General features: G+C 67.4%; 13 protein-coding genes. 8 read left to right on the forward strand and 5 right to left on the reverse strand.

Annotated features, from left to right (window positions below):
* The first annotated feature begins 33 nt into the window (after nucleotides 1-33).
* Nucleotides 34-360, forward strand: a complete 327-nt coding sequence (locus C8J46_RS12915; protein ID WP_132739865.1) for a hypothetical protein — start codon at nucleotides 34-36, stop codon at nucleotides 358-360.
* Between the two features lie 286 nt (nucleotides 361-646).
* Here the strand turns inward: C8J46_RS12915 and C8J46_RS12920 are convergent, their stop codons facing one another.
* Nucleotides 647-1,789, reverse strand: a complete 1,143-nt coding sequence (locus C8J46_RS12920) for an anhydro-N-acetylmuramic acid kinase (RefSeq protein ID WP_132739868.1) — start codon at nucleotides 1,787-1,789, stop codon at nucleotides 647-649.
* A gap of 107 nt (nucleotides 1,790-1,896) precedes the next feature.
* Here C8J46_RS12920 and rimO point away from each other — a divergent pair, with 107 nt between their 5' ends.
* Nucleotides 1,897-3,249 (forward strand): 30S ribosomal protein S12 methylthiotransferase RimO, encoded by a 1,353-nt coding sequence (rimO, locus tag C8J46_RS12925; RefSeq protein WP_132739871.1) that lies wholly within the window; start codon nucleotides 1,897-1,899, stop codon nucleotides 3,247-3,249.
* 103 nt (nucleotides 3,250-3,352) lie between these two features.
* Here rimO and C8J46_RS12930 read toward each other — a convergent pair whose 3' ends face one another.
* Nucleotides 3,353-3,499: a lmo0937 family membrane protein gene (locus C8J46_RS12930; protein ID WP_107954842.1), complete on the reverse strand. Its 147-nt coding sequence runs from the start codon at nucleotides 3,497-3,499 to the stop codon at nucleotides 3,353-3,355.
* Between the two features lie 163 nt (nucleotides 3,500-3,662).
* Between C8J46_RS12930 and C8J46_RS12935 the strand changes: the two genes are divergently transcribed.
* Both C8J46_RS12935 and C8J46_RS12940 read left to right on the forward strand, forming a co-directional pair.
* On the forward strand, nucleotides 3,663-5,054 hold the full coding sequence (locus tag C8J46_RS12935; protein ID WP_132739873.1) for a serine hydrolase domain-containing protein: 1,392 nt from the start codon (nucleotides 3,663-3,665) through the stop codon (nucleotides 5,052-5,054).
* Nucleotides 5,051-6,433, forward strand: coding sequence for a leucyl aminopeptidase family protein (locus C8J46_RS12940; RefSeq protein WP_132739876.1), 1,383 nt, complete (start codon nucleotides 5,051-5,053; stop codon nucleotides 6,431-6,433). The genes C8J46_RS12935 and C8J46_RS12940 overlap by 4 nt, the downstream gene beginning before the upstream one ends.
* 220 nt (nucleotides 6,434-6,653) lie before the next feature.
* On the opposite strand, the gene C8J46_RS12945 is transcribed toward C8J46_RS12940, so the two are convergent.
* Nucleotides 6,654-7,328 (reverse strand): hypothetical protein, encoded by a 675-nt coding sequence (locus C8J46_RS12945; protein ID WP_243643373.1) that lies wholly within the window; start codon nucleotides 7,326-7,328, stop codon nucleotides 6,654-6,656.
* 151 nt (nucleotides 7,329-7,479) lie between these two features.
* A complete protein-coding gene (gene tpiA / locus C8J46_RS12950) occupies nucleotides 7,480-8,229 on the reverse strand; it encodes a triose-phosphate isomerase (protein ID WP_207894176.1) in 750 nt (249 codons plus the stop codon).
* Nucleotides 8,230-8,373: 144 nt separating this feature from the next.
* Here tpiA and C8J46_RS12955 point away from each other — a divergent pair, with 144 nt between their 5' ends.
* Together C8J46_RS12955 and trpE are read left to right on the forward strand one after the other, a co-directional pair.
* Nucleotides 8,374-10,329, forward strand: a complete 1,956-nt coding sequence (locus C8J46_RS12955; RefSeq protein ID WP_132739884.1) for a SurA N-terminal domain-containing protein — start codon at nucleotides 8,374-8,376, stop codon at nucleotides 10,327-10,329.
* Nucleotides 10,330-10,334: 5 nt separating this feature from the next.
* Nucleotides 10,335-11,825: an anthranilate synthase component I gene (gene trpE / locus C8J46_RS12960; protein WP_132739887.1), complete on the forward strand. Its 1,491-nt coding sequence runs from the start codon at nucleotides 10,335-10,337 to the stop codon at nucleotides 11,823-11,825.
* Between the two features lie 108 nt (nucleotides 11,826-11,933).
* On the opposite strand, the gene C8J46_RS12965 is transcribed toward trpE, so the two are convergent.
* Nucleotides 11,934-12,338, reverse strand: coding sequence for a hypothetical protein (locus C8J46_RS12965; protein WP_132739890.1), 405 nt, complete (start codon nucleotides 12,336-12,338; stop codon nucleotides 11,934-11,936).
* 197 nt (nucleotides 12,339-12,535) lie between these two features.
* On the opposite strand from C8J46_RS12965, the gene C8J46_RS12970 reads away from it, so the two are divergent.
* Both C8J46_RS12970 and trpD read left to right on the forward strand, forming a co-directional pair.
* Nucleotides 12,536-13,219: an aminodeoxychorismate/anthranilate synthase component II gene (locus tag C8J46_RS12970; protein ID WP_132740759.1), complete on the forward strand. Its 684-nt coding sequence runs from the start codon at nucleotides 12,536-12,538 to the stop codon at nucleotides 13,217-13,219.
* Nucleotides 13,216-14,208 carry an anthranilate phosphoribosyltransferase gene (trpD, locus tag C8J46_RS12975; protein WP_132739893.1) on the forward strand — a complete coding sequence of 331 codons (993 nt, stop codon included), beginning with the start codon at nucleotides 13,216-13,218 and terminating at the stop codon, nucleotides 14,206-14,208. Before C8J46_RS12970 ends, trpD begins: the two co-directional genes overlap by 4 nt.

The following is a 14,208-nucleotide window of genomic DNA, read 5'->3' on the forward strand; positions in this document are numbered from 1 at the left end:
TCGGGCATCATCCCTTACCGAAGGACAAGCCCTATGTCGTCGATCCCCAACTCCGCCATGCCGCACGCCAAGGTTCATCACGACGACGACCACAAGCCGAAGTCCGACGCGAAGAAGACGTCGGCGGCTAGCGATTGGGTCGAGGACGCGACCGATGCGGCCAAGGCTGGCCTCGCGACCGCGACGGACGCGGTGAAGTCGCACCCGAAGACGGCGATCGCGGTCGGCGCGACGGTTATTGCTGGTATTGCAGCGGCGATCGCGGCGCCTGCGTTGCGTGCGAAGGACGCGGCGGAGAAGAAGGCACCGCCGAAAAAGCCCGAGCCGAAGAAGCCGGCAAAGGCGAAGAAGCCGCACTGATAGCTTGGTGCACCTAGTCCGGTGCACCACCCCGACGAAGGCCGGGGCCCAATTGGGGGACGTCGCTAACTGAGCGCGCGCTCCGTTACCGCAACCTTTCCAATTGGGCCCCGGCCTCCGCCGGGGTGGTAGCAATAAAGCGCGTTTACCGTGGAGTGGGTGCGAGTAACGCGAGCGCCACCCCCGCCCCCTTGTTCTCCCGCGAAGGCGGGAGCCCAGACTGGGGTCCCGCCTTCGTGGGAGAACAAGCTTCCTTCTTACGGGGCAAGCGTCAGGCGAAACGCACTCAAACCCGATCCACAACCCCACCAGCCATCGCCACCGGAACCCCAGTCGTCCCCGGAAAACTGATCGCCAGCCCCTTCAGCGTCCGAACCGCCATATACGCGAACCCCTCGGCCTCCAACGCATCGCCGTTCCACCCGAGCACATCGGTAGGCTCCACCACCAACCCGGTCCGATCCGCAATCATCGCCAGCATCGTCGGATTGTGCCGACCACCCCCCGCCACCAGCAACCGAACCGGCCGAGCCGGCAAGTGCCGCAAAGCCTCTGCCACCGTCGCCGCGGTAAACGCCGTCAAAGTCGCCGCCCCATCAGCCGCCGACAACCCCCGAGCCGGCTGGATCGTAAAATCATTCCGATCCAAAGACTTTGGCGGAGGTGCATCGAAAAACGGATGATCGAGCATCGCCGTCAACACCGTCTCGTCCACGCGCCCGGACGCCGCCAACGCACCCCCGGCATCATACCGCGCACCAGTCTCCGCCTCGACCCAACTATCGATCAACCCATTCGCCGGTCCCGTATCGAACGCCACCAGCCCATCGCGATCGCTCATCTGCGCCCGCTCCGGCGACATCTCGCGCGAATCATGCATCTCCCGCCCGCCGGGAATGAAGGTGATGTTCCCCACCCCACCAAGGTTCAGCACCGCGACCGGCCCCTCGAGCCCCGCCGCCAGCGCCGCATGATACACCGGCAGCAACGGAGCCCCCTGCCCGCCAGCCGCCACATCCGCAGACCGAAAATCCGATACCGTCGTGATCCCGGTAGCCCGCGCGACCGCCGCCCCGTCGCCGATCTGCCACGTCCAGCGCCGATCCGGCCGATGCGCGATCGTCTGCCCATGAAAGCCGATCACATCGACATCCGCCGCCGCAACCCCCGCATCCGCCAGCAACTTATGCACCGCAAACACGTGAGCCCGCGTAATCAACTCCCCCGCCGCGACCACCGGCGGACTCGCTCGCGGCTTGTCGAACGTCAGCGCCATGCGAGTGGCTTCCGCCAGCTGCGCCCGCGCCGCATCCGAATAGGGCTCGCCGCGAAACGCGATCGGCCGCACGAACGCCTCGCCGTCGGTCTCGATCAACGCCGCGTCGATCCCGTCGAGCGACGTCCCCGACATCAGTCCAATCGCCAGCATATCGGTTCCTTCCCGCGCAATCCGCCCACCCATGGCGCCCCCTCTTGGATGATGCATTTTCCGCCGCCTAGAAAAAACCGAACTTTGCGCCTATGTGCGCGGGCTTCATGGCAACAACACTCCCCTCCCCGCCGAAGATCGGCATGGTCTCGCTCGGCTGTCCGAAAAACCTCGTCGACAGCGAGCGGATTCTCACCCAGCTCCGCGGCGACGGCTACCAGATGTCGCCCGACTACGCCGGCGCCGACATCGTCTTGGTCAACACCTGCGGCTTCCTCGACTCCGCCAAGGAGGAAAGCCTCGAGGCGATCGGCGAGGCCATCGCCGAGAACGGCCGCGTGATCGTCACCGGCTGCATGGGCAAGGAAGCCGACGCGATCCGCGCGCGCTTCCCGCAGGTCCTCGCGATCACCGGCGCGCACGAATACGAGCAGGTCGTCGGCGCGGTTCATGAAGCCGCACCGATGCCGCCGTCCGCGTTCCTCAACCTGATCCCCGATGCCGGCCTCAAGCTGACCCCGCGTCACTACAGCTATCTGAAGATTTCGGAGGGCTGCAACCACCGCTGCTCGTTCTGCATCATCCCGTCCTTGCGCGGCGACCTCGTCAGCCGCCGCCCCGACGCGATCCTGCGCGAGGCGGAGAAGCTGGTCGAAGCCGGCACCAAGGAACTGCTGGTCATCAGCCAGGACACCTCGGCGTACGGCGTCGACCTGCGCCACGCCAGCTGGCCGGTGAAGACCGGTGGCCCGATGTCGCGGAACGAAGCCCGAGACGTCCGCGCGCACATGACCGACCTCTCGCGCGAACTCGGCAAGATCGCGCCGTGGGTCCGCCTCCACTACGTCTACCCGTACCCGCACGTCGACCACGTCATCCCGCTGATGGCGGAGGGCCTCGTGCTGCCGTATCTCGACATCCCGTTCCAGCACGCCGCGCCGTCGGTGCTGCGCCGCATGAAGCGTCCCGGCAACGACGCGAAAGTGCTCCAGCGCATCCATAACTGGCGAACGATCGCGCCCGACATCACGATCCGCTCGACCTTCGTCGTCGGCTTCCCCGGCGAGACCGAGGAAGATTTTCAGTATCTGCTCGACTGGCTCGACGAAGCCCAGCTTGACCGCGTCGGCGCCTTCCGCTTCGAGCCTGTCGAGGGTGCTGCGGCGAACCTGCTCCCCGACCACGTGCCCGAAGAGCTCAAGGAAGAGCGCTACGCCCGCATCATGGAAAAGACCGCGGCGATCTCCGCGGCCAAGTTGCAGGCCAAGATCGGTCGCACGCTCGACGTGATCATCGACGCGGTCGACGAAGAAGGCGCCACCGGCCGCTCACAGGCGGACGCGCCGGAGATCGATGGCGAAGTCTTCCTTCGCGATGCCGGACACCTGACAGTCGGCGACATCGTCCCGGTCACGATCGAGGATGCCGACGATCACGACCTCTACGGCGTTCCCGTCTAATTAGCTGTTCCCCCGCGAAAGCGGGGGTCCAGGATCTCGAACGATACCGTTGGTAACCCTGGACTCCCGCGTCCGCGGGAGAACGGCTAAGTTCGCGAGTCCGTCAGACCACGTTGCGCCCGGTGAACAGCTTCACCAAAACGACGATGACCGCGATCACCAGCAGGATGTGGATCAACCCGCCTGCGACATGAAAGGCGAACCCTGCCAGCCAGAGGATCAGCAGGATGACGGCGATGGTGTACAGCATGAGTGTGTCCCCTAAGGCGTAAAAGGCTCCCGGCGCCGCGATGAAACGTGCGTTTATCACGCCCTGTTCCGTCAACATTTCTGTCACATCCTAACCCGTTCAACCGCCACGGAATAAAAATCACGGCGTTGCGCGCGCACGCCGGTTCTGCTTCGTTGCGCGCATGATCCTTCGCCTCCTCGCCGCCGCCGCGCTGCTCCCGGCCCCCGCCATCGCGCAATCGCTCACCCCCGCCGAAACCGCGCAGATCGACACGCTGGTCACCGGCGCGCTCGGCGATACCGGCGTGCCCTCAGCCTCGATCGCGGTGGTGCGCGGCGGCCGGATCGTGTTCGCGAAGGCGTACGGCAAACCGTCCGAGGCGATCGCCGTCGCGGACCCCAAGCTCCCCTACCAGATCGCCTCGATCTCCAAGCAGTTCACCGCCGCCGCGATCTTGCTGCTCGAAGACGAAGGCAAGCTCAGCCTCGACGACACTGTCGCCAAATACATCCCCGGCATCACCGGCGGCGACCGCATCACGATCCGCCAGCTGCTCAGCCACACCTCCGGCCTGCAGGATTACTGGCCGCAGGACTACAGCTTCGCGGCGATGGCCAAGCCCGTCACGCCGCAGCAGATCGTCGATCGCTGGGCCAAGAAGCCACTCGATTTCCAGCCCGGCACGCAGTGGCAATATTCGAACACGGGCTACGTCGTCGCCGGGCTCATTGTGGAGAAGGTCGCGCATCAACCGCTGCTCGCCTTCCTCCAGCAGCGCATCTTCAAGCCACTCGACATCCGCGCGCTCGACCAGGACAAGGCGATCGGCAAGGCCTTCCCGCAAGGCTATGGCCGCTTCGCGCTTGGCCCGGTCCGCCCCGAGACACCCAGCGCGGACGGCTGGCTCTACGCCGCCGGTGAGCTCTCGATGAGCGCAGAAGACCTCGCCAAATGGGACGTCGCGCGCCTCAACCGCACCACGCTTCCCGCCGACGACTGGGCCGCGCAGGAAACGCCGGTGAAACTCGCCGACGGATCGAGCAACGGCTACGGCCTCGGCGTCTTCACCGGCAGCACGAACGGCCGCCGCTATGTCGAGCACAGCGGCGAAGCGGTCGGCTTCCTGTCCGAGAACACCGTCTATCCCGATGACAAGGCGGCGATCGTCGTCCTCACCAACAGCTGGTTCAGCGACGCAACAAGCCGCATCGCCGCGGGCGTCGCCAAGATCGTCTTGCCCACTGCCCCCGCCAATGCGGAAGACACCGCCGCCCTCTCCAGAGCTCACACCGTCTACGACCAGCTCCGCACCGGCACGCTCGACCGCAAAGGCCTGACCGAAGACGCGAACTACTACTTCAAGCCGGTCGCGCTCGCGGATTACAAGACGAGTCTGAGCGCGCTCGGCGAGCCCACCGCGTTCGCACAAACCGGCAAGACGCGCTTGCGCGGCGGCTTCGTCAACCGCACCTACCGCATCACCTATCCCGACCGCACGCTCTCGCTCAGCACCTATGCCGAGCCCGGCGCGAACGGCCGATACGAACAACTCCTGGTGGCGCCCGCACAATGACCGACTTCGCTTCGATGCTCCAACCCGACCGCGGCCAGCCCGCGCGGACGATCCACGTCGTTCACCCCGATGCGTATGAAGGCTGGCTCGCCAAGCAGTCGCAGCGCATCCGTACGACCGTCGCCGCGCACCGTCTGACCGGCAAGCCCGGCGACCGCGCGGTCCTGCCCGGCGAGACCGCGGACGACTGGTCGATGCTGCTGGTCTGCAACGAGGCGGTGACCTCGCCGTGGCGGATCGCCTCGCTCGGCGCGTCGCTGCCCGCGGGCACGTATCGCCTTGCAGAGGGGCCGGTCGGCGCGGCCGGGCTCGGCTGGATGCTCGCCCAGCACCAATTTACGCGGTACGTGAAGCCCGACCCGACCGGCCCTCGCGTGCTCCTGACCACCGACGCCGCGCACATTGACGAGACGGTCCGCCTCGCCGAAGCCACCGCACTCGTCCGCGATCTCGTCAACACCGGCGCGTCCGACATGGGCCCCGCCGATCTCGAAGCCGCCGCCGAGACGCTCGCCAAACGCCACGGCGCGACCGTCACGACCACGCGCGGCGATGCGCTCGCGACCGGCTACCCGATGATCCACGCGGTCGGGCAGGCGGCGAGCAAGGACCGCGCGCCGCGCCTGATCGAACTCGAATGGGGCGATCCCTCGCATTCCCGCGTCGCGCTGGTCGGCAAGGGCGTCACCTTCGATACCGGCGGGCTCGACATCAAGCCGTCCGCCGGCATGCGGCTGATGAAGAAGGACATGGGCGGTGCAGCGCACGCGCTGGCGCTCGCCAGCCTCGTGATGGCCGCCAAACTCCCGGTCCGCCTCCATTTGCTGATCCCCGCGGTCGAGAACTCGATCGCCGGCAACGCCTTCCGCCCCGGGGACGTGCTCGCGACGCGGAAAGGCCTGACCGTCGAAAACACCAACACTGACGCCGAAGGCCGCCTCGTCCTCGGCGACGCACTGACCAAGGCGGGCGAGAGCAACCCGGAGCTGATCCTTGACTTCGCCACTCTGACCGGCGCAGCGCGCGTCGCGCTCGGTCCGGATCTGCCGCCGCTCTTCACCGACGACGAATCGCTCGCCTCGGACCTGCTCGAGGCGGGAATAGCGGAAAATGATCAGATGTGGCGCCTGCCGCTTTGGAACGCCTATGACGAGATGCTGAAGTCCGACGTCGCGGACATGGTCAACGCGCCCGACGGCGGCTTTGCCGGCGCGGTCACCGCAGCGCTGTTCCTCCGCCGGTTCGTCCCGAACGGGACTGCTTGGGCGCATCTGGACGTGTTCGCATGGCGACCCTCGGCGAAACCGGGCCGACCAAAGGGTGGCGAGGCCTACGCCCTACGCGCCGCGTTTGCGATGTTGGCGAAGCGTTACAGTTGACCCGTTCCCCGGCGGAGGCGGGGGTCCAGGGTTACGAGAGTTACCTTAGGATCCTGGGCCCCCGCCTCCGCGGGGGAACGAAGAGGCCGCAAAGCAACAAGGCCGTCTTTAAGCCAGTCACCCCGGACTTGTTCCGGGGGCCACCGTCCCGCAAGGTCTCAATCCGCTGATGTGCGGCACCGTGGATGTCGGAACGAGCCCTGCATGACGGAAGGCGATGTCACCCCGTCGCGAACTGCCCGAACGGCAGCAATTTGTCCGCCAAAGCCTTCGTCGCATTCGCATCGCCAGCCCGCAGCGGCACCAACACCGCCAGCGCCGCTTTCCGCACATACCCGTCGATCACACTCGGCGTCGGCGCCTTGCTCGCGGTCTCGACCAAAGCCCGTCCCCGAGCATCGTTCGGATCCAGCTCCAGCCGCAACAACCCCGCCAGCCCGGCGAACATCGCACGGTTGCCGCCCAACGCCACCGACTTGTCGAGCGCCTCCAATCCGGTCGCCTTCTGCGCCCCCGCCACCGCACGCCCGACGAACCGCCCGAGCTTCGCGATCACCCCGACATGCCACGCGCCCAGCGCCGCCTGCGCCTCGGCATTGCGCGGATAGCGCGTCACCAGCGCCTCATATTGTTTCCGTGCGGCGATCGCCTGCCCGCGATTGCCGAGCAGTTTCGCGCGATAGCCGTTCGCCATCGCCTGGATGATCGCCGCCTCCGGATCGTTCGGCGACCGGCTCAGCGCCTGCCCCGCCGCCGCCGCCGCCTTGTCGATCCGCGCCAACGCCACATTCCGATCGCGATCGACGAACCCGGCCTGAGTCAGCAGTTCGCGCGGAGTCTCCGCCCGAGCGGGGATCGCAGTGACAATCGCACAGACTGCAATCGAGGCGCTCATGCACCCGGGAATCCACCTGGCCATATCAACCCTCGCACCAAAGCAGCGTCACGCCGATCAGCGATCCGCCCTCCGAATCGCCAATTAATCATAAGACGCTAGGGTTTATCGGGACTTAACGACTTTCAACGCAAGCCATCGCCGCCCGCGACTATAAGGAGGCCGCTGCCTCGATGATCGGCACGAACTTGTCTGCCGTCAGGCTCGCCCCGCCGACCAGCGCCCCGTCGACGTTCGGCGTGTCGAGAATCGACGCCGCATTGGCCCCCGTCACCGAGCCGCCATACAGGATCCGCACCCCCGCCGCCGCATCGCCAATCAGCATCCGCAATTTCGCCCGTGCAATCGCATGGATCGCCGCGATCTCTTCCAACGTAGGCGTCCGCCCCGTACCGATCGCCCAGCGCGGCTCATAGGCCAGCGTAAACCAGCTGCCGTCGGCATTGTCGGGCACCGATTTCTCGATCTGCGCCTGCACCACGCGCTCGGCGCGATCCGCGTCGCGCTCCGCCTCGGTCTCGCCGCAACACAGGATGACGTGCAGCCCCTGCCGTCGCGCCGCCGCCGCCTTTGCCCATGCATCGTGGCTGGTCTCATGCTGATCTGCGCGCCGCTCCGAATGCCCGACGATCGTGAACGACGCGCCGACCTCCTTGACCATGCCCGCCGACACGCACCCGGTATGCGGGCCGCTATCCGCCTCGTGGACGTCCTCCGCACCGATCGCGAGGCTCGGCACGCGCTCAGAAGCCGCGGCGATCAACGTGAATGGCACCGCGATCGATACGTCGATCCCCGGCGCGGCACTCGCTGCCGCAGCGATCGCGTCGAGTTCGACGAGCATCGCCCGCGACCCGTTCATCTTCCAGTTTCCGGCTACAAGCTTACGCCGCATCGTCATCTCCCAGATATTTTGCCCAGCGATAGCGCCACACCCGCACCACACAACCCCGCACGACCTGATCACCGCGTGACGCGCCCGACTTGAAGAGCCGCCCGCGCGCCCGTAAAGCAACCCTGTTCTATCCCTGTCGATCGGCTGTCCATGCTCGCTTTCTTCCGCCGTCTTACCCACTCCAGGGTCGGCGTGATCATCACCTTCCTCGTGCTCGGCGTGATCGCGCTCGCGTTCGCCGCGGGTGACGTGACCGGCCTGAGTTCGATGACGGGCGGCGCCGGGATCACCGGCGGCGACGTCGCCAAGGTCGGCAAGGCCGAGGTCACCGCGAACGAAGTCAAGACGCAGGCGCAGACGCAGCTGGAGGGGTTCCGCCAGGAACAGCCGACACTCGACATGGCGACGTTCGTCAACCAGGGCGGGCTCGACGGCACGCTCGACCGGATCATCTCCAGCATGGCGCTCGAGCAGTTCGGCCGTGCGCAGGGCATGGTCGTCAGCAAGCGCGCCGTCGACGGCCAGATCGCCAGCATCCCGGCGTTGCAGGGCCCGACCGGCAAGTTCGACGAGAATCTCTACCGTCAGGTGCTCGCCCAGCGGAAGCTGACCGACGCGCAGATCCGCACCGACATCGTTCGTGATACGTTCGCGCAGCAATTGACGATCCCCAGCACCGGTGCGACGCAGGTGTCGAGCCAGCTCGCGCTTCCCTACGCTTCGCTGCTGCTCGAAAAGCGCACAGGCACGATCGGCTTTATCCCCGCCGCAATCGTCCCCGCCGGCCCGGCGCCGAGCGACGCCGACCTTAACACTTTCTACAAGCGCAACATCGCACGCTACACCGTCGCTGAGCGCCGGATCGTCCGCTACGCGATCGTCTCGCCCGATCGGGTCAAGGCGCAGGCCGTCCCGACCGACGCCGAGATCGCCAAGGCCTATCAGCAGGACCGCGCACGCTACGCCGCGACCGAGAAGCGCACGATCACGCAGGTCGTCGTCGCCGATCAGGCCGGCGCGACCGCGCTCGCCGCCAAGGTGAAGGCCGGTACCAGCCTCGCCGACGCCGCGCGCGCTGCCGGTCTCGAAGCGTCCACGCAGACGGGCGTCGAGAAGGCCGCCTATGCCAACACCGCGTCCGCACAGGTCGCTGATGCCGTGTTCGCCGCCGCGAATGGCGCCGTGATCGGCCCGGTCCGCACGCAGCTCGGCTGGACCGTCGCCAAGGTCGACAAGATCGAGAACGTCGCCGGTCGCTCGCTCGACCAGGTCCGCGGTGAGATCGCCGCTGCACTCGGCATCCAGAAGGCGGCGGCCGCACTGTCCGACGTCCACGACAAGATCGACGACTCGCTCTCGAAGAACGCGACCTTCGACGAAGTGATCGCCGACCAGAAGCTCGCGGCCGTCACCACGCCGGCGCTGATCGCGAGCGGCGTCAATCCGGATGACGCGGCCAGCAAGCCCGATCCCGCGATCGCGCCGCTCGTGGCCGCCGCATTCCAGGCGACTGAAGGCGATGGCCCGCAGCTCGTCCAGCTCGGCACCGATGGCGGGTTCGCCGTCGTCGCGCTCGGCCGCGTCGTCCCCGCGACGCCGCGCCCGCTGGCACAGGTTCGCGCCGCCGTGCTGCAAGACGTGACCGCCGATCGTTCGCGTCAGGCTGCGCGGAAAGTCGCCGCCGACGTGCTCGCACGGATCAACAAGGGCATGCCGATCCAGCAGTCGCTTTCGCAGACCGGTTTGAAGCTGCCCGCCGCGCGTCCGCTGACCGCCTCGCGTGCGCAGATCGCCGCCGATCCGCGCGGTGCGCCGCCCGCGCTCGCGCTGATGTTCAGCATGGCGCCGAACACCGCCAAGACGCTCGCCGCGCCCGACGACAGCGGTTGGTTCATCATCAAGCTCGACAGCATCGCCAGTGGCAATGCGGCGGGCAACGACGCCGCGATCAAGGCCGCGCGCGCCAATATCGGCCGCTCGGTCGGTCGCGAATATGTCGAGCAGTTCGCCAAGGCGGTCCGCGCCGATGTCGGCGTGAAGACCAACGCGGCATCGCTCGCCCGCGTCCGCGCCGACCTGCTCGGCAACGGCGCCACCGGGAACTGATCGCCATGAGCGCGCGGGAAGCCTTGGCCGAAGGGCGCCCCGCGCTCGTCTGGCGTCGTCAGGTCGCCGATACCGAAACCCCGGTCGCAGCCGCGCTGAAGCTGATCGAGCCGGGGCGTGGCGACTTCCTGCTCGAATCGGTCGAGGGCGGCGAGATCCGCGGCCGTCACAGCCTGATCGGCCTCGCGCCCGACCTGCTGTTCCGCGCGCATGGCCACAGCGCCGAGATCAACCGTCATTGGGCGACCGATCGCGAGACGTTCGAGCCGTGCCCGGTGCCGACCCTCGATGCGTTTCGCGCACTGGTCGCCGAATGCCGCGCAGAGGTTCCCGCCGAACTGCCCCGCGCGCTCGCCTGCCTCGTCGGCTATTTCGGCTATGAGACGATCGGCCTGGTCGAGACGCTACCGCAACCGCCGGTCGACCCGCTCGGCCTGCCCGACATGATCTTCGTGCGGCCGACCGTGGTGCTCGTATTCGATCGCCTGACCGACGCGCTGTACCTCGTCGCACCCGCCTGGCCCGATCCGTCGCGCAATGCCGAAGTGATCGTGACCGAGGCCGAAGAGCGACTAGATGCGGTTGCCGCGAAGCTGGCCAGCACGCCCGTCCCCGCCCCGATCCGCGCCGACGTCGCCGAGCCTGTCTACACGCCTGCGCTACCCGAAGGCCGCTACGGCGAGATGGTCGCCACCGCAAAGGACTATATCCTCGCCGGCGACATCTTCCAGGTCGTGCTCGCGCAGCGTTTCAGCACGCCGTTCGCGCTCCCTCCGTTCGAGCTCTACCGTTCGCTAAGGCGCATCAACCCTTCGCCGTTCCTCTATCATCTCGACCTGCCCGGCTTCGCGCTGATCGGCTCGAGCCCCGAGATTCTTGTCCGCGTCCGCGACGACGAAGTAACGATCCGCCCGATCGCCGGCACGCGCCCCCGCGGCAAGTCCGCCGCCGAGGACGAGGCAAACCGCGTCAGCCTGCTCGCCGACCCCAAGGAGCGCGCCGAACACCTGATGCTGCTCGATCTGGGACGTAACGACGTCGGCCGTGCCGCGGCGCCGGGGTCGGTGAAGGTAACCGCCAGCTACGGCGTGGAATTCTACAGCCACGTCATGCACATCGTCTCGAACGTCGTCGGCACGCTGTCCCCCGACAAGGACGCGCTCGACGCGCTGTTCGCCGGCTTCCCGGCCGGGACGGTCAGCGGCGCACCAAAAGTCCGCGCCTGCCAGATCATCGCCGAGTTGGAACCCGAACGCCGCGGGGCCTATGCCGGCGGGGTCGGCTATTTCTCGCCCGACGGCTCGATGGATTCGTGCATCGTGCTGCGGACGGCGGTGGTGAAGGACGGCACGATCCACGTCCAGGCTGGCGCCGGCATCGTTGCCGATAGCGTCCCCGAATACGAGCAGCGCGAGTGCGAGGCCAAGGCCGGGGCGATCCTGGCAGCAGCGCGAGAAGCGGTCAGCCGGGCTAAGGCACCGGGCTTCGGTCAGTAATCCGGCTTAATAAAGAATCATAAAGAATGTTTCCCCGCGAAGGCGAGGACCCAGACTGGGCTCCCGCCTTCGCGGGAGAACAAGGTCATTTGCCCTACCCTGTTTTGCTTACGGCGTGGTCGTCGTCTCGCTAGCCGGCGCCCGACGCTCCTGTGCATAGGCATTGTTCCGTGCTAGGAAGCAGCCCGACTGGCCGCCCGTCCCGACCGCCGAACACGTATCCGGCAACCCGCCAGCCACGCGCCCAAGCTGGTCCATCGACGCGGCACGGTTCACCCAGCTTTGGTTCTGCGCCGCGATCGGCTTATCGTCGCGCAGCGCCTTCGGAATGCGATAGGGCTGATCGAGCGTCGAGCACACCACCACCTCGCCGTTGGTCGACGGCGGACACTTCTGATCACCGGTCAGCGTAACGCTGCGGATGCGCTGCGGTGGCGAGGCGACCTGAGCATCCTGCGCGAACGCCATTGTGGGAAGTGCAATCAGTGCGGCAAGGACGACGGTACGAAACATGGATCAGGCTCCTTTGAACGAATAACGTCCGTCACACGGCATTGCTCCGCACTGAATGAATGCCTGCGCTGCTTCCGCCATATAGGGGTCGCTCCGACCGATCGCGACCCGCCCGCGACGAAATCGCGATGACCCGGCACGACCGCAGCCCGACGCGGGCATATTGCACCGGGCCCCGCTTAGGCTATGGCGGCGCCATGATCCTCGTCGTCGACAATTACGACAGCTTCACCTGGAACCTCGTCCATTACCTCATGGAACTGGGTGCCGAGGTCGAAGTCGTCCGCAACGATGCGATCTCCGCCGGGCAGGCTCTGTCGTCGGGCGCGGACGCGTTCCTCATTTCCCCCGGCCCCTGCACGCCGACCGAGGCGGGCGTAAGCCTCGACCTGGTCGCCGCCTGCGCGGATGCCGGCAAGCCGCTGCTTGGCGTATGCCTCGGCCACCAGGCGATCGGCCAGCATTTCGGCGGCAAGGTCGAGCGCGGCGGCCTGATGCACGGCAAGACCTCGCCCGTCGTCCACGACGATACCGGGCTGTACGCCGGGCTGCCCTCGCCGTTCATCGCCACGCGCTATCATTCGCTGATCGTCAACGCGGTTCCCGACACGCTGGTGGTGAACGCGACCGCGCAGGACGGCACGGTGATGGGCTTCCGCCACGAGACGCTGCCGATCCACGGCGTGCAGTTCCACCCGGAAAGCATCGCTACCGAACACGGCCACGAAATGCTGGCCAACTTCCTCAAGATGGCGAACATCCCCCACCAACTCCCCTCCCGCCTCCGGAAGGGGTCGGGGGAGGGCAGCGCCGCACCCACGACCTTGGCTGGACAGAAAGCCCCTCCCCTGCCCCCTCCCGCAAGCGGGAGGGGAATGTGACCACCACCACGCTCCTGCCGGACCCCAGCTCCCCCCTCTCGCGCGAGTCCGCCCGAGAAGCGTTCGCCGACATCCTCGACGCCCGCGCGAGCGACGACGCGATCGCCACCTTCCTCACCGACCTCGCGACCCGCGGCGAAACCAGCATCGAGATCGCCGAAGCCGCGCGCGCACTCCGCAACCGGATGATCCCGATCGACGCCCCCGCCGGCGCGATCGACGTCTGCGGCACCGGCGGCGACGGCCACCACACCTTGAACGTCTCGACCGCCGTAGCGCTCGTCGTCGCGGCGACCGGCGTGCCCGTCGCCAAGCACGGCAACCGCGCCGCCTCCAGCAAGGCCGGCGCCGCCGACACGCTGGAAGTCCTCGGCCTCGACATGGACCGCGCCGGCGCCACCGCCGAGGCAAGCCTGAACGAGATCGGCATCGCCTTCCTGTTCGCCGCCAACCACCACCCGGCGATGAAGCGCATCACCCCGATCCGCCAACGCATCGGCAAGCGTACGATCTTCAACCTGATGGGCCCGCTCGCCAACCCGGCCGGCACCACCCGCCAGCTCATCGGCATCGCCCGCCCCGACTACGTCACGCTCTACGCCGAAGCGCTCGAACAGCTCGGCACCGAAGCCGCGCTCGTCGTCTCGGGCGAAGAAGGCCTCGACGAACTGTCGGGCGCCGGCCCCAGCATCGTCGCCTCGGTCGGCACCGTAACGCTGCCCGCTAAAGTCGCCCCCGAAGACGCCGGCCTCACCCGCCACGCCATCACCGACATCCGCGGCGGCGACGCGCACCACAACGCCGACGCGCTCCGCCGCCTGCTCAAGGGCGAGACCGGCGCCTACCGTGACGCCGTCCTGCTCAACGCCGCCGCCGCCTTGATGGTCGCCGGCACCGTCCCCAATCTTGTCGACGGCGCGGCCAAAGCCGCCGCCGCCCTCGACACCGGCAGCGCAGACGCGCTGCTCGCCCGCTGGATCGCCTACTGA

It is taken from the genome of Sphingomonas sp. PP-F2F-A104-K0414, assembly GCF_004340945.1.
GTDB lineage: Bacteria > Pseudomonadota > Alphaproteobacteria > Sphingomonadales > Sphingomonadaceae > Sphingomonas.